Source organism: Ruegeria sp. AH3, from assembly GCF_056536265.1.
In genome coordinates this window covers 728,597-752,895 of record NZ_JBQFJL010000002.1, presented here as the reverse complement: position 1 = coordinate 752,895, position 24,299 = coordinate 728,597, and the positions used below count along the sequence as shown (strand labels likewise).

The window sequence follows — 24,299 nt, the reverse complement described above, 5'->3', positions numbered from 1 at the left end:
ATCTCGACTAACGGCAGCACCTACCATACTTAAGGGTGGACCAATGGGTGGGCTGGTAGAGGGCTATAAGGCGAAGAACAAATTTAGCGTGCGTGGCGTTATTGCGTTAGAGGCTGGAAAGCACTGCGATGGCGCTGGGCTCTGGCTTGTGAAGACAGATACCAAAAGCGGTAAGTGGGTCCTTAGACTGACGGTTTTCGGTAAGCGACGGGAAATGGGCCTCGGGCGGTGGCCGTATGTTGGCTTGGCGGAGGCGCGGGAAGCAGCTGACGCAGCCCGACGCGAACTGCGGGAAGGCCGAGATCCGATCAGAGAGCGGCAGAAACGACGTTTAGAAGCCCAGCGCAACTTGCTTCTGTTTAGAGACGTCGCTCGGGATGCGTTTGAAGCGCGGAAGTCTGAGTTGCGGGGTGGTGGAAAAGCGGGGCGTTGGTTTAGACCGCTGGAGCTACACGTCATACCCAAACTTGGTCATTTGCCAGTTGATGAAATTACTCAGATTGATCTGCGGGATTGCCTTGCGCCTATCTGGCATGAGAAAGCCGAGACTGCTCGCAAGGCGTTGAGCCACCGATTTCAGGAGCTCATTGTAAAGCACACAACGGAAACCCCAGTGTCCAACCAGGTCATATTCACGACTTCAATGATGAACCCTGAACTTGAGTTAGAAGACTATGTAATTGGCCCCCACTATACTGAGGACAAAAAAGACGCTTAATTTCGATTTAGCGACGTTGACGTTGTCTCTGGCAAGGCCACTTCAAGGATCAGGGTCTTAGGCGACTTTCCAGAACTAGTGCCACAAGCTAACTCAATTAGCAATTGACGGCTTCCCCACGACGTCGGCGCGGCGCTTGAACTCCTTGTCAAGGCGCTCGATCGGGTTTGGGCCGGTTGGACGTGTCGTGGCAAGCGGGGCAGGGGCTTATGCTACCTCTGCTCCGAGTTCTGCAACGAGCCCAAGGTACAAATTGCTGCACCGTGCATCAATGTCGGCAGTGCGCAGAAAAGCTGACTTTTCAAACCCCGGCGGACGATCATAGCAAACGTTTACCAAGACCCTTTGGAGCAACCGCTATAAGAAACTGGCTGGATATGCTTTTGATCATAATTTGCTGTTCTGCCGAAATCTCGCGCCTGTTGCAGGTCGCTTTGATTGCAAAGTCAGGCGATGGTCACTGTCCCGAATTGGTTTTCACGATACTGCAAAGCAAATCGACATGTTTGTCCAGCCATTCTTCGTCCAGTGCCTCGTGACGTATGAGTTTGCGGAAATAAGGTGCAGCGACTGCTAGTTCTATGAGTTGGTCGACCGGAACGTCGGCGGTGATCTCACCGCGGTCTATTGCGGCTGCAAATACTGCTTCAACACTCGCGAACCTGTCTTTCATGAATTCTGTTATCACTAACCTTGCTTCTGTATCGGTGGACGCAGCAGCGACCACCTGAGGTGCAATTTGACCCCATGGTGTGTCATTCAAGGCTCCCATCAGTACTCCGAGTAACCAGCGCAGGTCAGATCGCAGCGGGCCATCGGTTTTGGGTGGTATGTTCGGCGGTGTTGCGATGCGCCGGAATGCTGCATCACGCAGACTACGCGCATCTGACCAGTGCCTGTAAAGTGTACTGCGCGAAATGCCCGTTGCCTTTGAAACTGCGCCATGAGTTACGTGCAGCACGCTTTCATCCATCAGTATCTTTTGCGCAGCATCAAGTGCGGCCTGTCGTGTGGCGATCAGCCTGGGATCTTCTTTCAATCGCCCCTCCTATAGAACATCTTGTTGCGCTATAGAACATTTTGTTCTATAAGTATGGCAAGCTAAAAACTAAAGCTCAATACTCGATTCCGCGAACACGTCTTTTCAAAATGGGAGCGTATCAATGTTCAAAGTGGCAGCAACCCCGGTGGCGGTACTCTTATCGATGGGAGCGACAACCGCATTGTCCGAGAGCGGCACTTACGAGCTGGATCCTGGACACAGTCAGGTATTGTTCAGCTACAACCACATCGGGTTCTCAGAAACATATGGAATGTTCTCAGGTTTTAGCGGTGAGATTGAGTTCGACGAAGATGATCCGTCTGGGTCATCTGTCACAGTGTCTATGCCTGTGAAATCCATGATCACGGGCTGGGGCGCCCGTCTGCAACACTTCATGTCCGATGACTTTTTCAGTGCGAGTGACAGTGACATGGTCACATTCGCCTCGACCAACATCGAAGTCACCGGCGACAATACCGCGAATATTTCTGGCGACCTGACTATGAATGGCGTCACCAAACCCGTTGTTCTGGAAACAACGCTTAACAAGTCAGCGCCATACCCGTTTGGCCCAAAAGAGGGCACTCCGACCTTGGGGCTGGCGGCCACGACAACTATCGTGCGGTCTGAATTCGGACTTGGGGCGTTTGCACCTGCGGTGAGCGACGAAATAGAGCTCTTGATCAATATCGAAGCGTTAAAAGCTGAATGATGTGTGCAGGGGCACCGATACGGCACTGAGCACTCAATCTTTACTTTTGACGGGCTGACAACAAAATGAATGTGTTCCTGAGACAACTGGCGGTTGCTACGACAGCAGTGGCTTTGACGTGCCCATTGGCATTCGCGCAGGAGCGCTTCTTGCCGGAGCGCACCTCGCCGCGTCCTGAAACGACAAGCGGCGTACCGCATACTCAGATCGGTGTCGAAATTAATGCCGAATTGGCCCAGCTATTGCTGGAGCGGGTTGCGCAATTCCCGGGGGTCACACCTGGCCCAACACGCATATCACTTCCTGGCGCAGTTGGTTTTCAGCTTGATCCCGAGATGCTGCTGTCTCAACCGAACTCTATCGTCGGTGGGTTTGAGTTTGCGCATATGCATCCTGATGGCAGTTTGCACGCTTCGCTGCACCCCGCAATGGCGCGACGGGCAATTGAGGCTGGCTGGGCCGTAGCTCACCCTTGGGCCGATCAACGCCCCGGATGGAGCGGCTTTGTCATGATATATACACCGACCACGCCAGAAGAGTTGGATGTCGTCATCGACCTGGTAGAAAGTTCGTACACCTTCATCACTGGCAACTCCTTGAGTTAAGCACGTGTTGCCCGAAAGTGTGCCGGGGCGCCCGCTTCCTGTCAGAGAGCAGTTTCAGCCACCTTGTTTCTCGCGGTCAATTTCTTTCTCACATTTTGCCATGGCAAAGCGCCCGATACGTTCAAGCCATTCGCATCAATGGTAGCTCCCGTCCCGCGCAGTTGAATTAGCAAAGCCCAGCGTCGAAGGTTCACTTCGGGGCTGTACTGCAGTCCTACAGACAAAAAATGCGGATGGCCGCAAAATCCGCGACTTTCCCATTCGTAGATCTCGGGATTTTGCGGTCGCAGCGTATGGCCGGTTCAACGGGCCGCGCCGCAGCATCTCGACCGGGTGGTGGAGGTCGGCTTTGGGCCGGAGCCTTTTTGCATCAGGCATCCGTCATATGCTGGACCAGTGAGGTCAGCTGTCTGTTGCCGTAGCCATCGTCCCAAGCCGTTTTGGTGCGGTCATGCATCAACTGGATGAAATCAGCGGGCGCGTTAAGTGAGAGATAGGTCTTCAACGCATCCTCTTGCGCCATCGCGTAAACCTTCAGGGAGGCTTCCGCACTATCGTAATCCTCAAACGGAACAGTTCTGGCAAAGAGATCATGGTAGTCATTAACCAGTTTGATCGTGGCAGGGAGTTGGTCGGCATAAACCTGCATCGGGATGCCCGCTTTTTGGCAGACAAGTGCACCGTAGATCATTCCAAACATGAACCCCTGTCGAACCGTGAAGAGGCCGGCAAAGAGCGCGGCAAGTGCCGTTGGCTTCTCTCCAACATGGGCGGACTTTCCACCCAATTCTCTGATGATACTGCCATAGCGGTCCCAGGTTCCAGCACTGCCCACCGTGAGGATTGTGGTTTCGTCACCTCCAATGCCGGAAGGGTAGGCATTGATCATGCCCAGCATGTAGCCAGCACCCTGTCCCTCGAGGATGATGACCAGTCTATCGGCATCCGAGGTATCGCCCGTGCTCATGTCGCAGATGGTCTTACCCATTAGCGAAACACTCAGCCCGTTGACCAGTTCAACAGTTTCCCTGTGGCTCTTGATACAGATGATGACAAAATCAGACGCCGCAATCGCATCATTCAGTGAAGAGCAGATCGTGGCTCCAGCCTCAGCAAAAACCTCTGCCTTTTCCGACGTACGGTTCCAAACGCTGACATCGTGGCCTGCCTTGAGCAGGCAATGCGCCAGCGCTGAGCCCATATTGCCCAGTCCCAAAACAGCAATTTTCATGATGTTTGCCTCCTGTGGTCGCCAATGAATTACTACACCAGCATGCGACGGCATCGGAGGATCACATAGTTGAAAATTTTTCTATATTGTTAGATGATCTTACTTATGGATTGGCGCACGCTTCCCTCTTTGACATCTCTCAGAGCCTTCGCCGCCACTGCCGAGTTTCGAAATTTGACCCGGGCGGCAGAGGCACTGAACGTGACCCATTCCGCAGTCAGCCAGCAAATCCGTGGGCTCGAACAACATCTTGGCACTCGGCTTGTCACCCGTACCCGGCATGGCATTTCTCTGACATCGCAAGGCGAATTCCTGTCGGCTGGCTTGCTTGAAGCCTTCGCTGAAATGGCCTCCGTGACCGAGAGCGTGTCGAGTGCAGAGTCGGTTCGACCGTTAGTGGTCAGCGCAACTCCGATGTTTTCAAGCGCGTTCCTCATGCCGCGTCTGTCGACGTTTATTGACGAATTCCCCAATATCGAATTGAGGATCGATTCAACGATCCAGGCTGTCGACCTCAAGTCGGGCGGAATTGATATGGCCATTCGATACGGAACAGGTCGCTGGCAAGGGCATGTCTCGCAGATGCTGCTACCAGGCTGTCTGACGGTCGTCGCGTCCCGCGAACTAATCGGAAACCGGGTGCTCACGAATCCTGCAGAATTGCTTGATTTCACGCTTCTTCAGGAACAAGCGTCAGTCGAGTTTGACCTGTGGTTAGAAAAGGTCGGAATTCCGACCGACGCCGACCGAAGGGTAGTCCGCGTGCCGGGCAATATGCTGCTGGATGGCATCCGTCGCGGTGATGGCATCGGGGCGACGGTACCCGCTTTTGTTTCTGACGAGCTGAAATCGGGACAACTCGTGGCACTGTTCGACGATCCAATACCTCAGATCGGCTACTACCTTGTCACTTTGTCTGGACCGGTTCGACCAGCGGCAAATCTGTTCATGCAGTGGCTCTCCAAATCAATTACCGAATATGAGAAAAGCCTTTTCCGATGGACGCCTTCTCACTTGCTGTAGGCAGTAATGAGCACCGACTAGAGTTAAACTGAATTGCCGTATATGACTGTGCGTACAGTGCGCGAATTGGCGCCGGATATGGTCATGTTCCCGCAACTTGGCGTTCATAATCCACACCATCATACCAACCGAGCGATTTGGTGACGTTCAGGTTGTCGTCTAAGTCCCACTCTTCCCAGCCCGAGAAACGAACATGGTTACCAGTCTCTTTATGATGGCCTTCGAAAGTCCACGCATAGACCATGTGGTGATCGGCGACGAGAACCGTGTCGAGGTTAAGAACGAGGTCAGGGAAGTCAGCCATAAATCCCGCCGCCATGTTGCCAATCTCCGTCCGGCTCTCCATCGGGTCGCCACCGTTCATTATCATGACTGTATGTTCAGCATGTCCGTCATCGAATGATTTGGAACACGAGCGTTTGATTGGCTTAGGAGGATCAGGCTCGCCGTAGTTTCAATCTACGCCGCGTTCTGATGATGCAGCAAGCGGCGTTTCTGGATTGTCTGGTGTTTGATTTCCTTTCTGCGTCTGAGGATTGTTTCGGCTCGACCGAAATAGACATCGGCGGGTGTCAGATTGCTGATGCTCTCGTGGTATCGGTTGTGGTTGTAGTGATTGATGAAGTCGCCGATGGCCTGTTCGAGCGCTCCTGGCAGATAGTAGTTTTCCATCAGGACACGGTTCTTCATCGTCTGATGCCATCGCTCAATCTTGCCCTGGGTCTGCGGATGGTTGGGCGCTCCCCGAACATGATCCATACCCTGCTCATCCAGCCATTTCGCCAACTCGCCAGAGATGTAACTGCTGCCGTTGTCGCTGAGCAGCCGGGGCTTGTGGGCAACGGTGACACTGTCACAACCTGATGCAGCCAAAGCGTCTTCCAGTGTTCCTGTGACATCGTCAGCTTTCATCGTGGTGCAAAGGCGCCAAGAGACAACGTAACGGCTGTAATCATCCAGGATCGTAGACAGGTAGAACCAGCCCCAACCGATGACTTTGAGATAGGTGAAGTCGGTCTGCCAAAGCTGGTTCGGCCGCACAGTCTTCTCATGGAATTCATCCGCCGCTTTGATGGTGATGCAGGCTGGGCTAGTGATCAGATCTTGTGCCTTCAGAAGCCTGTAAACACTGGCCTCAGAAACGAAGTAGCGCCTGGTGTCGGTGAACCGCACCGCAAGCTCGCGGGGCGATAACTCGGGTTCTTCCAGAGCCAGTTCCACGATCTGCTTGCGCACCTTGTCGGGGATGCGGTTCCAAACCCTACCTGGCCGAGAATGGCGATCCTCAAGCCCGGCCTCGCCGAAAGACAGATACCTGTCGTACCAGCGGTAGAAGGTCGTTCTGGGAATGCCGAGCTTTTCCAGTGTGCGTTTGATCGGCAGGTGCGAACCGTCAACCAGCCGGATGATCTCAAGCTTTTCGGATGCGGGATATCTCATTCGTCGTCTCCACCATCCTCGAACATGCTTTTTTTGAGCAGCCGGTTCTCAAGGGTCAGGTCGGCGACTACCTCTTTCAGCGCCGACGATTCCGCTCTCAAATCCTTCACCTCAGAGCTGGTAGCCTGGCGTGCGGTATCGCCAGCCAACCGCTTCTTACCGGCCTCAAGGAACTCTTTCGACCAGCTGTAATACAGGCTCGTAGCTATTCCTTCACGGCGACACAGCTCCGCTATGCTGTCTTCACCACGAAGCCCATCCAACACAATACGGATCTTCTCCTCTGCCGAATGCTGGCGCCGTGTCTTCCTGCGGATGTCTTTGACAACTCTCTCTACTGACGCTTTCTGTTTCCCGGATTTCATTCTCATCTCCACTCTCTGATGGTTACGATGAGCCTGAAATCCTCCGCTACGCAATCAACCTAGTCTGTTCCATGGGTGCTGATGGCGGACAGGGACGAAGCTTGCGAACTTTGCGCTTGAGCTCGGCTACTCCGGTAAGCTCAATGTTGACTTCATACTTACCCGGAGCGGCCAACTAAAGGCGACAGAATTCAACGGCAGATGGGGCGGGGGAACAGTACTCTATGCAATTTCGACCCGGCTAAGCGAGCTAAATGATGGACGGCAGATCTTCTTGCGCTCGTGGCGCGGCGAGAGAAGGGATGATGAGTCTTGCAGATCAAAACTTGCAGCCAGTGCCCAGTTTGAAAACTCAAATTTTGAAGGTGTTTTGGATTTAACTGGTCAGAGTAACAATCTGTCGCTTGTTGAGTATGTGTTTGTTTCTTCTAGCCGCGAGCAACTTCAACACTTGTATGATGCACATGTGTATTGTCCTAAGCCAGTGGAATCAGAAGGTTAACAAGATGCCAAGGTGGTTTGGAATTGGAGTAATCTACGCTTTATCAAGCACTTTGAGTTTGTGGCTGGAAATGATCTATGTGTCTGGTTTTGTAGTTGTGCTACACTCCACAATTTTTGCTGGTTTCTTGAATGCGGCCCACGAATGTGTGCACAGTGTCCACACAAAAAGGTGGCGTGATGAAAGCTCGTTTGGAGTATTTTGGTGCACGCCACTCCTAATAAACTACGGACTATTCAAGTCCAAACACTTGGCTCATCATGCCAATATTGGCAAAGCCGACGATACTGATCCACCACATAAGTTTACTTCTCTGCGGGAGTATTTCTACAGAATGAGTGGCGTATGGTATTGGCCAGCGGTTCTTTCAAAGTTGGTGTGCAGCCCGAAGAGCGCGGATTTTCCTTTCAAGCCGTCTCATAGTCTACTGAAAAGTGCAAAAGTTGCGCGACTAACAATTTTTGTTTTCTTGATTGTTGCAATCGTCAGTACGGTTTTCTTCCCTGTTACAATGCTGCTTATCTACTGGCTTCCGCTTCTACTTGCTCCCACAGCAATATTATTCTTTAGCCTATCAGAACACTATGGCTGTGGAGAATATTCTGACGGACAGTTCGAAACGAGAAGCGTCCAGAGTAACGCTGTCATTAGATACTTGATTTGGGAGGCAAATTATCATGCTGAACATCATGCATATCCGGGAATTCCGTCTCGACGCTTGCGAGCGATTTGGGCGGAAAATCTGGTTCCCAAACGCAAGGTAGAAAGATCTTATTTGGCTTTTCACTTTAACGTTTTGCGCGAAATCTCTGCGTCTAAGTAGACGGCTTTCTTAGTGGATGGATGTTAGTTTATCCAAACCTCAGCTCTTTGACTGGCTATCTGGCTGTGTCGAACTACCTTAAAATTGATTGATTTTGAGAGGCACGGGAGTTCTCACGACCACGTCGTGAATAGTAGATCGTTGGGTTTCTAAAACACCCCCTTCCAGCAACTAACCATGACCTTTTCGAACTGATGCGTTTCGAGAGAGCTGCATAGAATGCCATCATTCGTCGTTGTGCCGAAAATGGTAGGTCTGGGCTCACAGTCATATTTCGCCGCTCGATGAATGAACGGCGGCCGACCAGCAAGGCTCCCTTTGGCTATGACATTATCGAATTGGAAACCTTCGCTGGCCGACAGGCACATCAACTTGTCGCAATTTCTGAACTATTTCTTCTGGCTTGTATCTCCTGTTCGCCATTCTCGGTCCCCCGTCTCTCAAGCATAACGGTGGTCCAAATCAATTCGGGCATTCCTGCTCACTTCACCTTGTCCGGTCTCGCTTGAAGAACTCTTCGAACTTGTCGGCATAACCGTCGGAAGTCAGCGTTTCCTCGTTCCGCGCCAGCGCGCCTTCAGCGATATTGTCAGGCAGGATATTGCGCCGGGCTTCAACCAGATCGGTTAGAAAGGCAGAGGTGAATTCCGGATGTGGCTGGATGGTCAACGCCTTGTCACCATAGGCTAGTATCGCGTTGGCGCAGAAATCTGACGAGCCAATCACCTCAGCTTGGTCAGGGATTTCTGTCACCTGATCCTGATGCCAGGCCAGGATGCGTTCACTAGGCCCATCCGTGACCTCGTAATCCGTCGCGCCGACCGACCACCCGCCAGCAAACTTCTCTACCTTGCCGCCCAACGCCTGCGCTAAGATCTGGTGACCAAAACACACCCCGACAATGGGAACTCCGGCATCAAAGACATCGCGCAGGAAGTCTTCAAGCGGTGGAATCCAGTCATGCCCCTCGTAGGCACCGAATTTCGATCCGGTAATCAGCCAGCCATCAGCGTCGTGGATCGACGCGGGCAGAACCCCATCCAGCGCTTTATAGGTCACAAAGTCGAAGCCGCGCCCGGCCAACATCTTCTTGAAGAAGTCGTCATAGTCGCCGTGCTTTTCGCGGAGCTCATCAGGGGAGCGCCCGGTCTGTAATATCCCGATTTTCATGTTCGGCCTCTCAGACACGCCCAACTTCGACGCCCTCGGCACCCGCAGCTTTGGCAAGCAGGCACAACCAGTCATGTGCCACCGTGGCAGCTGCAACCGCGGTGATCTCTGACACGTCATAGGGTGGCGAAACCTCGACCACGTCCATGCCAATCAGGTTCAACCCCTCAAGGCCACGTACGAATTCCAGCGCCTGCCACGACGCCAGGCCGCCGGACACCGGCGTACCGGTTCCGGGGGCAAAGGCCGGGTCCATGCCATCCACGTCAAAGGACAGATAAACCGGCGCATCGCCTGCTCTCTTTCGCGCCACCTCGATCGCGGCGTCGATACCGTTGCGGTGAATCCAGGGGCTGGTGAGAATTTCAAAGCCGAAGTCCTCGTCATTAAAGGTGCGTAGCCCCACTTGGGTGGACTTGCCAACATCGATGATGCCTTCGCGCGCGGCGCGCAGGAACATGGTGCCATGGTCCTGCATCTCGCCGTCATCGTCCCATGCATCGCAATGGGCATCGAACTGGATCAACGCCACCGGACCGTATTTTCTGGCATGCGCCTTGAGCAGTGGGTAGGCGATCGAGTGATCGCCTCCCAAGGTCAACATCTTGGCACCGCTTTCGATGATGAGGTCAGCATGAGCCTCGATTGCAGGACGCACGGTATCCGGATGATGAGGGTCAAGATGAACGTCACCGTAATCCACGACCGACAGCGTATCAAACTGGTCGAACCCGAATGGGAAGGCTTTGAGTTCGGCCAGTTGAACCGATGCGGCCCGGATCGCCTGCGGCCCCAACCGGCATCCGGGGCGAAAGGTGACGGCATTGTCATAGGGAACACCCGTCACCGCCACATCGACCCCTTCGAGATCCCGGCTGTAATTGCGACGCAGGAAGCTGAGCACGCCGCCATAAGTCATCTCATGCCAACGGCCTTTGGTGGTTTCCTTGCGCAGGAAGGCCTGATCACCCGTGTGAGGCATATTTCTTGCTCCTGTTGATTTGCAACGCGGCGGCAATGATGCCCAGCGACACCACGCCGATGATGATGGTGGCCAGTGCATTCACATCCGGGCTCACTCCAAGGCGGACCTTCGAGAAGATGACCATCGGCAGGGTCGAGGCACCCGGGCCCGACACGAAGCTGGCGATCACCAGGTCATCCAGGCTGAGTGTGAAGGCCAGAAGCCAACCTGACACCAACGCCGGAGAGATTACCGGCAGGGTCACGTCAAAGAACACGCGCACCGGCTTGGCCCCCAGATCCTGCGCCGCCTCTTCGATGGACATGTCCATATCGACAAGGCGCGATTGGATCACCACGGCGCTATAGGCGGCCCCGAAGGTGGCGTGCGCGATGATGATGGTCAGCATACCCCGACCGCCGGGCCATCCGATCAGCCCCTCCATCGCGACGAACAGGAGCAAAAGCGACAGACCAATGATCACCTCGGGCATCACCAAAGGTGCGGTGATCATCATGCTGAGGATCGACTTGGTTCGGAATTTCTCAAACCGGGTCAGAACGAAGGACCCCACGGTCCCGATTGTCACCGCCAGAGTTGCACTTAGAAAGGCAATCTTGGCACTGATCCAGGCAGCCTGCAGGATTTGCGGGTCCCGGAGCAGCTCACCATACCACTTGGTTGAAAAGCCGCCCCAGACAGTGACCAGCTTACTTTCATTGAAGCTGAAGACCACCAGCGAGAGGATAGGGGCATAGAGGAAGATGAATCCCAAAAGCCCGGTCACCTGAAGAAATCTCGATTTGCGTTTCATCATTTCGCCCCTTCTTCAGCGGCCTGCGCCTTACGCAGCATCATAATTGGAATGACCAGGACGAAGAGCATGACGATCGCCACGGCGCTCGCTATTGGCCAATCACGGTTCGAGAAGAACTCGTTCCACAGAACCCGCCCGATCATCAACGTATCGGGTCCACCCAGTAGCGCTGGGATCACGAATTCACCGACTGCGGGGATAAAGACCAGCATGCAGCCAGCGATGATTCCGCTCATCGACAAGGGTAGTGTGACGGTGAAAAACGTCGTCGCTGGACGTGCGCCCAGATCGGCGGAAGCTTCCAGATAGGATTCGTCCAGCTTCACCAGGTTGGCGTAGAGCGGTAGGATCATGAACGGAAGGTAGGTATAGACGATGCCAACATAGACGGCAAAATCGGTCTGCAGCATGATCAACGGCTCGTCGATGATACCGATGGTCAGAAGAAAGTTGTTGATGATCCCGTTGGCCTTGAGAAATCCGATCCAAGCGTAGACTCTGAGCAGGAACGAGGTCCAGAACGGCAACACCACTAGCATCAGCAGGATGTTGCGTTTGTCGACCGGCGACCGCGCAATCATATAAGCCATGGGATAGCCAATCAGCAGCGTGATTACCGTGGAAATCGCCGCGATCTTGACCGACTCGATATAGGCCGAGAGGTAAAGCGGATCATCCAGCAAAAACAGGTAGTTCCCGAAATTGAGTGTCAGGTTCAGGAATCCGTCATCCCACTCCCAGATCGGAAGATAGGGCGGACGTGCAATTGCCGCCTCGGACAGCGAAATCTTCGCCACGACGAGAAACGGGATGAGAAAAAACAGAAGCAGCCAGAAGGTCGGAATGGCAATGACCAACCCGCGGCCCCCTAGGCCCAGCTTTTCCAGGATACGGCCAAGGAAACGACCGCCCGGAAGTTTGGTATTGATATCGGCTTCGGTGCTCACGACGTCACCACAACACCGGCATTACCGGCCCATCCGAGATGCACTTTTTCGTCCCAGTCAAACGGATCGTCCCCGGACCGGGTCATGTTGGTCTGGCTGACGCGCACGCGTTTACCGCTGTCCAGACGCACGTGATAGACCGAGGAGTTGCCCATATATGCAATCTCGTCGATCACACCGGTCAATGTGTTGCGCACATCCGGTAGCTTTTCCTTGGAAATCATGACCTTTTCCGGGCGCACGGCCACGGCGGCCTTCTGACCCAGAACACCGCTGATCCCATGGGGGACGTAGAGGTCGCTGCCAGTTTCCTTTGAACTGATGATGACATGATCGTCGCCGTCTTCGGTGATGCGGCCCTCGAACACGTTCACCGAACCAATGAAATCAGCCACGAACCGGTTCTGCGGGTATTCGTAAATCTCGTGTGGCGTACCGACCTGGACGATCTCGCCTGCTGTCATGATACCGATACGGCTCGACAGGGTCATCGCCTCTTCCTGATCGTGGGTCACAACCACGAAAGTCACACCCAGGCTTTCCTGAATCTTGATCAGTTCGAACTGGGTTTCTTCACGCAGTTTCTTGTCCAATGCGCCCAGCGGTTCGTCCAGCATCAGAAGCTTGGGTTTCTTGACCAACGACCGGGCCAGCGCGACCCGCTGACGTTGACCACCCGACAATTGGTGCGGTTTGCGCGAGGCGAACTGATCCATCTGCACAAGCGACAGCATGTCGGTGACGCGGGTGGCGATTTCGGCCTTGGGCAGACCATCGCGTTTCAGGCCATAGGCGATGTTCTTTTCCACGGTCATGTGGGGGAACAGCGCGTAAGACTGAAACATCATGTTGGTTTCGCGGGCATAAGGGGCCACACCGGCCTGATCCTGACCATCAATAATGATCTGGCCCGAGGTCGGGGTTTCGAACCCCGAGAGCATCCGCAGAAGGGTGGACTTACCACAACCGGACCCGCCAAGTAGGCAAAAGATTTCGCCCTTGTAGATATCCAGCGACACGTTTTCCACGGCGGTGAACTGACCGAACATCTTGGTCACGTTCTTGATCTGCAAGAAGGGTTCCGCGTTCGGATCGGCCCAAGGTTTCGTTTCGGTTACGGATCTGGCTTCTGACATGTTCGCCCCCTGAAGAGTGAATTGCATCGGACCGGAACCCGCGTGTCGGGTTCCGGCAATGTTTGCCGGGTTATTGTCCGGTCTTGATTGTGGTCCAGGCGCGGGTCAGCGACCGGTCATAGCGCGAGCTGTGCGGCTTGAGCGAAAACAGGTTCGCTGCGACATCAGCGGGAGGATAGATGCCCGGATCACTGGCCACCTCTTCCACAACGAACTCGGTCGCGGCCGTGTTGGGATTGGCATAGTAGACATAGTTGGTAATCGCGGCTGCAACCTGCGGTTCAAGGATGTAGTTTATGAACTTCAGTGCGTTTTCCGGGTTCGGTGCATCGTCGGGCACCGCCAGCATGTCAAAACCGACCTGACCACCCTCAGCCGGGATGGCATAGGCCACGTTGATGCCCTGTCCTGCTTCGGCGGCACGGTCGCGCGCTTGTAGAACGTCGCCCGAATAGCCGACCGAGACACAGATATCGCCATTGGCAAGGTCGTTGATGTATTGCGACGAATGAAAGTAACGGATGTGCGGTCGCACCGCCATCAACAACTCGGTCGCTTTCTCCAGATCACCCTTGTCTTCCGAGTTGGGGTCCAGACCCAGATAGTTTAGCGCGGGCGCCATGATCTCGGAGGGGCTGTCCAGGACGGCAATACCGCAATCGGCCAGCTTACCGGCGGTTTCGGGATCAAAGATCATGTCCCAGCTGCCAATCTTGCCCTCGTCGATGCGTTCCTTCACCTTGTCGACGTTATAGCCAAGACCCGTGGTGAACATCATGTAGGGCACGCCGTATTTGTTATCGGGGTCGTTGACCGCGATCACGTCCAGGATACCCTGGTCCAAGTTCCCATAGTTGCTAAGCGCGCCTTTATCGATTTCGGCAAATACACCAGCCTGCGCTTGGCGCGCCATGAATTCGATCGAAGGCACAACAACATCATAGCCGCTGGCACCGGTCAGCATCTTGGCTTCCAGCACTTCGTTGCTGTCGAACACATCGTAGTTCACTTTGATTCCGGTTTCGGCCTCAAAATTGGCGATGGTGTCCTCGGCGATGTAGTCCGACCAGTTGTAGACGTTCAACTCACCCTCGGCCATGGCCGCGCCTGCGGTCAGGGCCAGTGTCGAACAAAAGATTGCAAGGTTTTTCATGGAATCCTCCCTTTGGATTTTGAAGATTTTGAGACTTGAGTTGGAAAATCAGACGCCCAGTTTGTCGCGTGCGGCGTACCACCACGATCCAACCATCGAGTACGGTACGCGGAACATCCGACCGCCTGGGAAAGGATACCACGGCACCTTCTCGAACACGTCGAAACGGGTCAGATCGCCGTCGATGGCTTCGGACAGGATACGCCCGAATGTGTGGCTGCCGGTCACGCCGTGTCCGCTATAGCCGTGGGCGAAGTAGGTGTTCTGCCCGATTCGACCCATTTGGGGTACGCGGCTGAACGAGAGGGCAAAGTTACCGCTCCAGGCATAGTCGATCTTGACGCCTTTGAGCTGCGGGAAAACCTTGTCCATGTTGCGGCGCAGCTTGGCCTCGATATTGCTTGGATCGCTGCCACCGTAAACGGTGCCACCGCCAAACAGCATGCGCTTGTCACCCGACAGGCGGTAGTAGTCGAGGATGTAGCGGATATCTTCAACACAGGCGTCCTGCGGCAGCAACGAATGCGCGAGCTCTTCACCCAGCGGTTCGGTCGCCATCACCTGGGTCGACACCGGCATAACGCGCCAGGTCAGTGTGGGAACGACATGTCCCAGATAGGCGTTACCGCACAGAACCAGCGTCTTACAGGTTATCGTGCCTTTGGCTGTCTTGATCACAGGCTTGGCCGCATCAGTGTCTACGTCCGTCACCGGTGACATTTCATAGATCGTACCGCCCAGCTTTTCGAACGCCGCCGCTTCACCAAGCGCGAGGTTCAGCGGGTGCATGTGGCCGCCCGAATGGTCGATCAGGCCACCTTCGTAGAGGTCGGAATTGATGTGCTCGCGCAGCTGGTTCTTGTCGAGCATCTCCTGGTTTTTGATGCCGTAACTGGCCCAGAGGTTCATCCGCTCTTCCAACTCGCGCATATGCGCCTTGGTCAGACCGGTGAAGATGTTCTTTTCTTTCAGGTCGCAGTCGATTTCATACGTCTTGATCCGTTCACGGATGATCTCGCCACCCTCTTGCACGAGACCGGCAACAAAGGTCGCGGTGTCCTGACCATAGCGTTTCTTGATCGTCTGAAGGCTGGCATTCAACCCGTTAACGATCTGACCGCCATTGCGCCCCGATGCGCCCCAACCCACACGAGCGCCCTCAACGATGGCAACTTTGTAGCCTTTTTCGACAAGGTGCAGCCCGGTGGACAGACCGCTATATCCCGCGCCAATGATACAAACATCAATCTCGTTGTTACCCTGCAACTCGGCACGCTTCGGCGACGGATTGGCCGAGGCGGCATAGTAGCTCGTTGTGTGCCGGCCGTCTCCGGCATAGGAATTCGTCATGGCGTTCATCACACGACCTCCAGGTAAGAGTGGTATTCAAAGTCGGTTACTTGGCGGGAGAATTTCCTGAGTTCTTGCTGTTTGCATTCGACAAACATGGTCTGAAGCCGGGATGAGAAGATCTCGGCGACGTGTCCGCCTTTCTGAAACGCTTCGATCGCGGTAGCCCAATCCAGCGGCAGATGCTCAATATCCTGGTTGTAGGCATCACCTACGATGGCCGGCGCAGGGGTCATCTTGCGTTCGATCCCTATCAGGGCGCCGCCCAAAATACTGGTCAAAACAAGGTAGGGGTTGGCGTCGGCCCCGGCGACCCGGTGCTCAATCCGCCGCGCCTTGTGACTGCCACCCGGGATACGGATCGCGGCGGTACGGTTTTCATAACCCCAGGCCACCCCCGTTGGCGCATGTGCGCCCGGCAGAAGGCGACGATAGGAATTGGCATGCGGCGCGAAGGTCAGGGTGTTTTCCTGCATCGTCGCCAAAAGGCCCGCCACGGCGTTCAGCATTGTTTCGGTGCCTTCCTCTCCGCCATTGTCGAAGACGTTATTGCCCTGTTCATCAAGCAGTGAGAAATGCACGTGGAAGCCGCTTCCGGCGCGGTCGCCGTAGGGCTTGGTCATGAAAGATGCCGCGAAGCCATGCTTGCGGGCTATGCCCCGGACCAGACGCTTGAACAGCACCGCATCGTCAGCAGCACGCAGCGGATCATCCAAATGCATCAGGTTGATTTCAAACTGGCCCGCGCCGTTTTCGGAAATCGCCGCATCCGCCGGAATACCCTGCTGGGCGCAGGCATCATAGACGTCATTCAGAAAGCCATCGAAATGCTCCAACTCATCAAGCGACAGCACGCCATCAGAATCCAGCCGCTTGCCGGTTACCGGCGAACGCGGGGGCTCGGGGCGATCACCCGACGGATCGCAGAGATAGAATTCCAACTCAGTCGCTACCACAGGGGTCAGACCACGCGCCTTGAACCGATCAACTACACCCCCCAATGCGCGGCGCGGATCGCCAGTGAAGGGCGTGCCGTCTTCCCGGCGCATCCACAGCATCGCCATAGCGGTGGGGCGCTCTGACCAGGTGATCGGCAACAACTCGCGCCCGGTGAAATCGCACAGACCGTCCGAGTCACCAGTCTCGAAAACCAATTCGCTATTCTCGATATCCTCGCCCCAGACGTCGACACCAACCACCGAGAGCGGCATCCGCATGCCGCCCTCGACGACCTTACCTGCCTGTTCAACTGGCACGCGTTTACCGCGCAATGTCCCGTTCAGATCGCTCACGCAGGCAAAGATCGACTCGATCTCAGGCTTGTCATCCAGCCATTTTGTTAAGTCCGCCTTGGTCATCTTTTCCTCCGTAGTGATATCATATTTTATTTTGTGATATCTTTTATAATCTTTAGATGCCATTTTGCACTTGAGTCAATTATTTTTTCGAATACTGTCACAAATATCGAAACTTCCGCTCGGGTAAGCACATGCCAAAGGATCAGAATTTGATCATCCCTGAATTCGGCTCAGACAAGGATCTGACCACCCAGGAATATGTGTATGAACGCCTGCGCCATGCGATAATGATCGGCGCGATTCGCCCCGGAACCACCTTGACGATGCGCGGATTGGCCGAAGCCCTGAAGCTCAGCCCCACCCCAATTCGCGAAGCTGTTCGGCGTCTGAGTTCGGAACATGCCATCGAGGTCATGCAGAACCGGCGTATGACCGTACCTCGTATGACACTTGGCCGTTTCGAGGAACTCGTGGCGCTACGCGTTGCCCTCGAAGTGCATTCCGCAGAACGAGCGCTCCCCTATGTATCGGATATTATTATAGATAAAATGCGATCAATCGATGATGCGATGGATGCAGAGATCGAGGAGAACAACCTGGACAGCCTGACGATCCTGAATCAGGAATTCCATCGCACGCTCTATACGGTCAACCCCAACCAAGTCTCTATACCGGTGATCGAAAGTGTCTGGCTCCAGATCGGACCGTTCCAACGGCAGGTCATCGAGCAGCTTAAGGAATACTACCTTGTCGATCGCCACAAAGAGATCCTCGCAGCGCTCAGGACTCGCGATGCGGCCGCGCTAGTTGTCGCCACCGAAAGCGATATCCGCGAAGGCATGAGTCGCAACGGGCGGAGGCTTCTGACCCAAATGGCGGGCGAAACCTAGGCCAATCCCCCCCAAACCAGTTTTCCCAGGGCGTCATATAGGGCGCCCTGCTGCTGTTTTTTGCCCAAGATTCGCGATCTTGGGTACAAGCGTCACACTCAGTTGACTTTTTGTGATATCATTTTATAAGATGCGATATCTATTTTACTGCAAAGGGCGCGCCATGACCGAACTGACCTTTACCGACTGGCAGAATAAAGCAGCCGCCCTTGATATCCGCTCTCAAATGCTGATCGACGGCGACTTCGTCAGTGCGGCCTCTGGAAAAACCTTCGCCTCCATCAGCCCGGTGGATGGCCGGCACCTTGCCGATGTGGCCTGCGGTGGCGAAGAGGACGTAAACCGCGCCGTCAAGGTCGCCCGCGCTGCCTTCGAAGACGGACGCTGGTCAAAGCAGGCCCCGGCAGCCCGTAAACTTGTGCTACGCCGCCTCGCCGATCTGATCCGCGCCCATCGCGACGAACTCGCCCTTTTGGAGACTCTCGACATGGGCAAACCGATCTCGGACAGCACCTCAATAGACGTACGTGCCGTGTCGAACTGCTTCGACTGGTACGCAGAGGCCATCGACAAAATTTATGACGAGGTTGCCCCCACCGCCCCAGGCACATTCGCCACGATCACCAAGGAACCGCTGGGTGTGGTGGCGGCTGTCGTGCCCTGGAACTTTCCAATGCTCATGGCCGCCTGGAAGGTAGCACCGGCCTTAGCGACCGGTAATTCTGTTATCCTGAAACCCGCCGAACAATCCTCGCTGTCGGCTATCCGGTTAGCCGAATTGGCGCTTGAAGCAGCCATTCCTCCGGGTGTCTTCAATGTCGTCACCGGCAACGGTCCCGAGGTTGGGCGCGCCTTGGGTCTGCATATGGATGTGGACGGTTTGTTCTTCACCGGCTCGACTCAGGTCGGCAAGTATTTCATGGAATACTCAGCCCAATCCAACCTCAAACGTCTGGGCCTAGAACTGGGCGGCAAAAGCCCGAATATCATTCTGTCGAGCTATCGCGATACGGAACATGCCGCGACAACCTCGGCCCATTCGGCCTTCTTCAACCAGGGTGAAATGTGCACCTGCCCAAGCCGCCTTATCGTCGAACGCGCAATCCATGATCAGGTTGTCGAGACATTGGTTGAGATTGCCAAAACCTATGTCCCCGGTAATCCACTGGATCCCCAAACCAACATGGGTGCGATGGTGGATGAACGTCACACAGATCGCGTCATGGAATTCGTAGACCACGCGCGAAACGACGGTGCCGATTTGGCCATCGGCGGCAAGCGTGTCAACCGCGAAACTGGCGGTTGCTATATCGAACCGACGATCTTCGACAATGCTACTAACGACATGCATATTGCACAGGAAGAAATCTTCGGTCCCATGCTGACCGTAATCCCGGTTGATACTGTGGACGAGGCGATCAAGGTGGCCAATGACAGCTGCTACGGTTTGGCCTCAGCGGTTTGGACTGATGATCTTGCGACGGCGCACAAAGTGTCCAAGAGCATTCGCGCAGGTCTTGTATACGTCAATTGCTATGATTGCGATGACATGACCACACCATTTGGCGGATTCAAGGAATCCGGCATAGGTCGGGACAAGTCGCTCCATGCGCTCGACAAATATACCGAGTTGAAAACAACTTGGATGAATGTATGCGAAAGATAAGTTGCGTTATGAGCTTCGACTTCGAGAAAGCGAGTTTCTATCTCGCCCTAGGTCGTGTTGACAAAAGGGGTTCACTGCGCCTGATGATCATGATTCAAGCCGGTATGTGCAATGGAGACCAGCTTGGAACGAAACCTAATGTCGGACGAGGAGTGGGCGTTCTTTGAACGGTTCATCCTTTCGGTCCGTTCCCCGAATGGACGCAGACCGACCAATCACCGTCTTGATTTAGATGGGATATTCTGGATCGCGCGCACCGGATCACCCCTGGCGAAACTTGCCCGAAGAGTTCGGCAAATGGTCCAGCGTTTACCGGTAATTCCGACGTTGGACGCTGGCGGGCCTTTGGGAGGATATTCTTGAGGCATTGAACCAAAGCGGAACTGTCCCAGACGCGCTCCAAATGGTTGATAGCACTGTTATTCGAGCCCGCCATCAGGCGGCGGGTGCAAAAGGGGGGCTACGAGACAAGGTTTTGGCCGTTCAAGAGGTGGGTTCACGACCAAGATCCACCTCCGCGTCGACGCCCATGGACTACCAATGAGAACAGACATCACACCGGGGCAAACATCGGACTATCTGGGTTTTGATCTTGTGATGGCGGACAACCTCACCGAACCTCCGGTGCTGCTCGTTGGTCGGGGCTATGATGCTGATCGCATTCGCAAAACCATGAGCGAGCGCGATATTCTCACTCAAATCCCAATGCGCAAGACACGAAAGATGTGGGTCGGTGTGGATCGTGGGCTATATAAGCTGAGAAACATGGTTGAACGGTGCTTCAACAAACTCAAGAATGCCCGCCGTGTCGCCGCGCGATACGACAAAACTGCCGAAAACTACCTTGGCTTCGTCGATATCACATCTATCCGCCTTTGGTTCCGCCATTTGTCAACATGACCTAGGTTTCGGACGAACGTGAAAACTAAAGAAAAGTCCTTCAGCTTGAGGTGTTGGGCCCAAGAATCAGCCTACTTTTCTGTCAGTTAAGGCCTGCCAATTCTGAGGTGAAGTTGTCGCAAGGCTTCGAGAAAACCAATTTCGTATACCGCAGTTGGCACTTGCGCCGATTTTTAGGATAGCAAACAACGAAGTTGAGAATGGGTTTTTCAAAAGGTGGGCCAAGGGGTGGCTGAAAATAGATTCAAAAACGCAATATGTTGATAATTATGCGAATTTTTAAGGGATATGGTGCGGGTGGAGGGACTTGAACCCCCACGCCTTGCGGCGCCAGAACCTAAATCTGGTGCGTCTACCAATTTCGCCACACCCGCAATCCGGTGCCGAAGCACCGTTGTGAGGCGCTGAATAGCAAAGCTTTTGGGCGAGGGCGAGAGGTAAAATTTAACTCATCGCAAGATTATGTTTGGGGCATTGGGAAACAGTCGCTGGATGGGCGTTTTATGGGCCAGATTGGATGCCAGCTTGTTGCATGCTATCGTATTTGCGTTGGAAGCAATCGTTCCTTGGCGTCAATCCACCTCGTATAGCGTGTAAAATCAAATCCACACATTAATTCGTAACTCTTTGGTCGTAATTACGTTTCCAATATGGAAACAAAGTGCAATCTTCTAGTGTATTTTTTACTACTTTAGGTAGATTATACCTGATTTTACCAAGCCGAGCATCGCTTCCGGATATTTCCAAGCGATCGTATTGCGAGACTTTTCTTGACTGCCAAGGCTTTGAGAGGAGTAGAGAGGTCTAAGGGTTAGAGTCCTGATAGATATGGTTATTATATGAATCTACGCATAATTTTAGACACACCTGTTGACCTGCATCTGAAACAAAGTCAGCACATCAAGCATGCTGGATTTCGGGCGGTGAGCCTAATGTCGCTCCCTCATTGGTTGAGGCATTTCTATGGGGCGCGACCACAATTGCGCCACATTTCAAACGCCAAAAAATCTTATTCGCGTCAAAATAACACCGTGGTGATCGTAATTGATTAAGCGCAGGAGTTAATGAGTCTTTTTGCCATCTGGCACCGTACGAGTTTTTGCTCAACTCCAGTACAAGGGTCTCTGTCGTGACCAACCAGATCAAAACCGCTGCCTCCGAGCAAGACGTTGTAGGTCTTGCACGCGAAAGTTTCATTGGCGAGCTGAAAACCCTTAATCGCCAGCATCCTGGCACGGGTTTCGGAATCGCTCTTCGTACCCATTCAGGCAATCGATACCTGCTGGCCAATGCCCGCATGCCGCTGCCTGCACATAAATCCCAGGACTTCCCAACCGGACGCCGCGTGGCGTGTCTGGAAAATGGTGAGGGCTTCAGCTCGATCGAAATCTTGGCTGATTCCCTGGCTTATGAATCAATTTCCCCACGTTCCGAGGCTGCAATCCTCGGTAATGCGCTGGACCTGATCGCACGTATCGACACGCTTGCGAGCCTGCCGGACGGGGCAGGGGACCAGATCGCCGCAACTGGCACCGGAGGCTAAATATGGCGCGCAACGACCATCTTCTGTCTGTAGGAAACGAGGCTCTGTCTGAGATGACAGAGGCAATGTCCTCGTTGACGACACAGATCGATCAATTGACAGAGGTGGCGGATGCGCGCTCCTCGGCGCGGCTGGCGGCGCTGAAAACCAAGATGGAGAATTTCACCGCAAGCGTCACGCTTGTGGGGCAGGTGAAGGCAGGGAAATCTTCGATCGTGAACATTCTGGCGGGTCGGCCGAACCTGCTGCCCTCGGATGTGAACCCGTGGACATCTGTTGTTACCACCCTGAACATCAACACCCGGACTGAGGGCGATACCAGGTCCAAATTTACCTTCTTCGAGCAGGAAGAATGGGACAACCTGATGGTTGGCGGTGGGCGTCTTGGTGAGCTTGCCAATCGTGCCGGTGCGGATGACGAGATGGATGATATCCGTCGCCAGATCGCTGAAATGAAATCGAAATCCGAAGATCGCCTGGGTAAGCACTTTGATCTGATATTGGGTCAAAGCCACCAGTACGACTATTTCGACGATGAGCTGATCCAGCGCTATGTCTGTCTTGGGGATGAAGACGATCCGGACATCAACCCCAAGACCGGTCGCTTCGCCGACGTCACGAAGTCGGCTGAATTGTTCATGGATATCCCGCAATATCCGATCTCGCTGAAGCTGTGCGATACGCCCGGCGTCAATGACACGTTTATGGTGCGCGAGCAGATTACGCTGCGCAGCTTGCGAGGGTCCGAGGTTTGTGTCGTGGTGCTGGCGGCAAGTCAGGCATTGACCACCATGGATATGGCGCTGATGCGGATCATCGCGCAGTTTGAGAATCGCCAGATCATTCTATTCGTAAACCGGATCGATGAACTGTCCGACCCGGTTACCCAGGTGCCCGAGATTCGGGATCGCATTCAGGACACACTGAAGCAGAACAATATCGACGCCAACACCAGCGTTGTTTTCGGCAGTGCGCTGTGGGCCGAGGCCGCGCTGACCGGAAACCCGGACATTCTGACTGAGGAATCGCGCGAGGCGCTGAACACATTCTATCTTGCCGCCGGGTTTGGTGATCAGGCCGCGTCATTGAACAAGATCTGGGCGCTTTCGGGACTGCCTGATCTGTTGCTTGCAATGAATGAACGGATTGCCGAAGGGGCGGGGGGCCGCCTTCTGGATCGCGTCCGCCACCGTGCGCGTAACATTGCCAGCCAGATTCGAGCGACCGCAGTCGCCAAGACGCTATCCAGCACAGACGGCATTGTCCGCGATCTAGATGGTGCATCACCGGAAGATGCTATCGCAACGGTGTCCGACGAATACCAAAAGAAAGTCGCTGAACTTACGGGCAAACTGCGTGACAAGGTGTTGGAACGACTGGCCTCAGCCGAGGCAAACTTTGTCAAACGCGCGACGGATTCGCTGATTTCTCATTTGGAACAGAATGGGGAGCAGGGGACGTGGCAATATGATCCCGCAGGTCTGCGCACTTTGCAGAAAGCGGCCTATTTCAGCTTTGCACGCGCGATGCGGAAGGATGCCGGTGCATTGTATGCCGCCGCCGCTGCGGATGTCGAAGCGCTCTATCATAAGCTGTTGGGCAACCATCTGGGTGAGTTCAATATCGAAGCACCCATCGTACCGCGTGTCCCGCCACCTTTGGGGATTGGCCGCACCATTGCGCTGGATTTGCAAAGCACATGGTGGCGCCGATGGTGGCAAAAACGCAAAGGGTTCGAAGCCTATGCGGCGGACTACACGCGCCTGATAGCGTCAGAGGCGAACTCGATCACCAAGGATATCGAGGAAAACCAGATTGCAGCCGTTTTGGAAAATGTCCGCGCTACCCTGACCGATTTCATGGCTGAGCAGAAAGATACATTGCTCAGTATTTCGCAATCGCCAGACAGGGCTGCGGCACAGGTGGCCGAGCAGAAGCCGCAGAAGTCGCGTGACGATATTCTGGGTGACATCCTGAAAGACCTTAGTAACGAAGCAGCATAAG

General features: G+C 54.4%; 22 protein-coding genes, 1 tRNA gene and 1 pseudogene. 11 read left to right on the top strand and 13 right to left on the bottom strand.

Annotation, left to right across the window (positions count from 1 at the left end):
• Positions 1–43 precede the first annotated feature (43 nt).
• The gene (locus ACR3EM_RS20965; protein ID WP_480472806.1) at positions 44–718 is read left to right on the top strand and encodes a tyrosine-type recombinase/integrase; all 675 of its coding nucleotides are present in this window, start codon (positions 44–46) and stop codon (positions 716–718) included.
• Between the two features lie 457 nt (positions 719–1,175).
• Here the strand turns inward: ACR3EM_RS20965 and ACR3EM_RS20960 are convergent, their stop codons facing one another.
• Positions 1,176–1,757 carry a TetR-like C-terminal domain-containing protein gene (locus tag ACR3EM_RS20960; protein WP_480472804.1) on the bottom strand — a complete coding sequence of 194 codons (582 nt, stop codon included), beginning with the start codon at positions 1,755–1,757 and terminating at the stop codon, positions 1,176–1,178.
• Between the two features lie 124 nt (positions 1,758–1,881).
• Between ACR3EM_RS20960 and ACR3EM_RS20955 the strand changes: the two genes are divergently transcribed.
• The gene (locus ACR3EM_RS20955) at positions 1,882–2,472 is read left to right on the top strand and encodes a YceI family protein (protein WP_480472802.1); all 591 of its coding nucleotides are present in this window, start codon (positions 1,882–1,884) and stop codon (positions 2,470–2,472) included.
• Positions 2,473–2,537: 65 nt separating this feature from the next.
• Positions 2,538–3,077, top strand: a complete 540-nt coding sequence (locus tag ACR3EM_RS20950) for a luciferase domain-containing protein (protein ID WP_480472800.1) — start codon at positions 2,538–2,540, stop codon at positions 3,075–3,077.
• A 370-nt stretch (positions 3,078–3,447) separates the two neighbouring features.
• Here ACR3EM_RS20950 and ACR3EM_RS20945 read toward each other — a convergent pair whose 3' ends face one another.
• Positions 3,448–4,362: an NAD(P)-dependent oxidoreductase gene (locus tag ACR3EM_RS20945; protein WP_480472798.1), complete on the bottom strand. Its 915-nt coding sequence runs from the start codon at positions 4,360–4,362 to the stop codon at positions 3,448–3,450.
• A 51-nt stretch (positions 4,363–4,413) separates the two neighbouring features.
• Here ACR3EM_RS20945 and ACR3EM_RS20940 point away from each other — a divergent pair, with 51 nt between their 5' ends.
• Positions 4,414–5,331, top strand: a complete 918-nt coding sequence (locus ACR3EM_RS20940) for a LysR substrate-binding domain-containing protein (protein ID WP_480472796.1) — start codon at positions 4,414–4,416, stop codon at positions 5,329–5,331.
• Between the two features lie 82 nt (positions 5,332–5,413).
• On the opposite strand, the gene ACR3EM_RS20935 is transcribed toward ACR3EM_RS20940, so the two are convergent.
• Positions 5,414–5,755 carry a nuclear transport factor 2 family protein gene (locus ACR3EM_RS20935; protein ID WP_480472918.1) on the bottom strand — a complete coding sequence of 114 codons (342 nt, stop codon included), beginning with the start codon at positions 5,753–5,755 and terminating at the stop codon, positions 5,414–5,416.
• Positions 5,756–5,790: 35 nt separating this feature from the next.
• Positions 5,791–7,142, bottom strand: a protein-coding gene (locus tag ACR3EM_RS20930) for an IS3 family transposase (RefSeq protein ID WP_480472186.1) whose coding sequence is annotated in 2 segments (ribosomal slippage) — positions 5,791–6,806 and positions 6,806–7,142 — 1,353 coding nt in all. Because the reading frame shifts where the segments join, the coding sequence is not laid out codon by codon here.
• A gap of 407 nt (positions 7,143–7,549) precedes the next feature.
• Here ACR3EM_RS20930 and ACR3EM_RS20925 point away from each other — a divergent pair.
• Positions 7,550–8,461, top strand: coding sequence for a fatty acid desaturase family protein (locus tag ACR3EM_RS20925; protein WP_480472793.1), 912 nt, complete (start codon positions 7,550–7,552; stop codon positions 8,459–8,461).
• Between the two features lie 486 nt (positions 8,462–8,947).
• On the opposite strand, the gene ACR3EM_RS20920 is transcribed toward ACR3EM_RS20925, so the two are convergent.
• The 8 genes from ACR3EM_RS20920 to ACR3EM_RS20885 form a co-directional block, all read right to left on the bottom strand.
• A complete protein-coding gene (locus tag ACR3EM_RS20920) occupies positions 8,948–9,631 on the bottom strand; it encodes a type 1 glutamine amidotransferase (protein WP_480472791.1) in 684 nt (227 codons plus the stop codon).
• Positions 9,632–9,641: 10 nt separating this feature from the next.
• Positions 9,642–10,613: an agmatinase gene (gene speB, locus ACR3EM_RS20915; protein WP_480472789.1), complete on the bottom strand. Its 972-nt coding sequence runs from the start codon at positions 10,611–10,613 to the stop codon at positions 9,642–9,644.
• On the bottom strand, positions 10,597–11,409 hold the full coding sequence (locus ACR3EM_RS20910; RefSeq protein WP_480472787.1) for an ABC transporter permease subunit: 813 nt from the start codon (positions 11,407–11,409) through the stop codon (positions 10,597–10,599). The genes speB and ACR3EM_RS20910 overlap by 17 nt, the downstream gene beginning before the upstream one ends.
• On the bottom strand, positions 11,409–12,299 hold the full coding sequence (locus ACR3EM_RS20905; protein ID WP_480472916.1) for an ABC transporter permease subunit: 891 nt from the start codon (positions 12,297–12,299) through the stop codon (positions 11,409–11,411). Before ACR3EM_RS20905 ends, ACR3EM_RS20910 begins: the two co-directional genes overlap by 1 nt.
• A gap of 56 nt (positions 12,300–12,355) precedes the next feature.
• On the bottom strand, positions 12,356–13,495 hold the full coding sequence (locus ACR3EM_RS20900; RefSeq protein ID WP_480472785.1) for an ABC transporter ATP-binding protein: 1,140 nt from the start codon (positions 13,493–13,495) through the stop codon (positions 12,356–12,358).
• Between the two features lie 70 nt (positions 13,496–13,565).
• Positions 13,566–14,648 (bottom strand): polyamine ABC transporter substrate-binding protein, encoded by a 1,083-nt coding sequence (locus ACR3EM_RS20895; RefSeq protein WP_480472783.1) that lies wholly within the window; start codon positions 14,646–14,648, stop codon positions 13,566–13,568.
• A gap of 48 nt (positions 14,649–14,696) precedes the next feature.
• Complete coding sequence (locus tag ACR3EM_RS20890; protein ID WP_480472781.1) at positions 14,697–16,007, bottom strand: NAD(P)/FAD-dependent oxidoreductase; 1,311 nt, start codon at positions 16,005–16,007, stop codon at positions 14,697–14,699.
• On the bottom strand, positions 16,007–17,356 hold the full coding sequence (locus ACR3EM_RS20885; RefSeq protein WP_480472779.1) for a glutamine synthetase family protein: 1,350 nt from the start codon (positions 17,354–17,356) through the stop codon (positions 16,007–16,009). Before ACR3EM_RS20885 ends, ACR3EM_RS20890 begins: the two co-directional genes overlap by 1 nt.
• Positions 17,357–17,487: 131 nt before the next feature.
• Here ACR3EM_RS20885 and ACR3EM_RS20880 point away from each other — a divergent pair, with 131 nt between their 5' ends.
• The 4 genes and pseudogenes from ACR3EM_RS20880 to ACR3EM_RS20865 form a co-directional block, all read left to right on the top strand.
• On the top strand, positions 17,488–18,186 hold the full coding sequence (locus ACR3EM_RS20880) for a GntR family transcriptional regulator (RefSeq protein WP_480472777.1): 699 nt from the start codon (positions 17,488–17,490) through the stop codon (positions 18,184–18,186).
• Between the two features lie 163 nt (positions 18,187–18,349).
• A complete protein-coding gene (locus ACR3EM_RS20875; protein WP_480472775.1) occupies positions 18,350–19,852 on the top strand; it encodes an aldehyde dehydrogenase in 1,503 nt (500 codons plus the stop codon).
• 111 nt (positions 19,853–19,963) lie between these two features.
• Positions 19,964–20,215, top strand: coding sequence for a transposase (locus ACR3EM_RS20870; protein WP_480472773.1), 252 nt, complete (start codon positions 19,964–19,966; stop codon positions 20,213–20,215).
• Positions 20,216–20,305: 90 nt separating this feature from the next.
• Positions 20,306–20,752 (top strand): annotated as a pseudogene (locus tag ACR3EM_RS20865) (IS5 family transposase); the annotation flags it as partial.
• 289 nt (positions 20,753–21,041) lie between these two features.
• On the opposite strand, the gene ACR3EM_RS20860 reads toward ACR3EM_RS20865, so the two are convergent.
• A tRNA-Leu gene (locus tag ACR3EM_RS20860) sits at positions 21,042–21,126 on the bottom strand.
• Between the two features lie 755 nt (positions 21,127–21,881).
• On the opposite strand from ACR3EM_RS20860, the gene ACR3EM_RS20855 reads away from it, so the two are divergent.
• On the top strand, positions 21,882–22,295 hold the full coding sequence (locus tag ACR3EM_RS20855; RefSeq protein ID WP_480472771.1) for a hypothetical protein: 414 nt from the start codon (positions 21,882–21,884) through the stop codon (positions 22,293–22,295).
• Positions 22,296–22,297: 2 nt separating this feature from the next.
• Entirely contained in the window at positions 22,298–24,298 is a 2,001-nt protein-coding gene (locus ACR3EM_RS20850; RefSeq protein ID WP_480472769.1) for a dynamin family protein, read from the top strand.
• The last annotated feature ends 1 nt before the right edge of the window (position 24,299 follow it).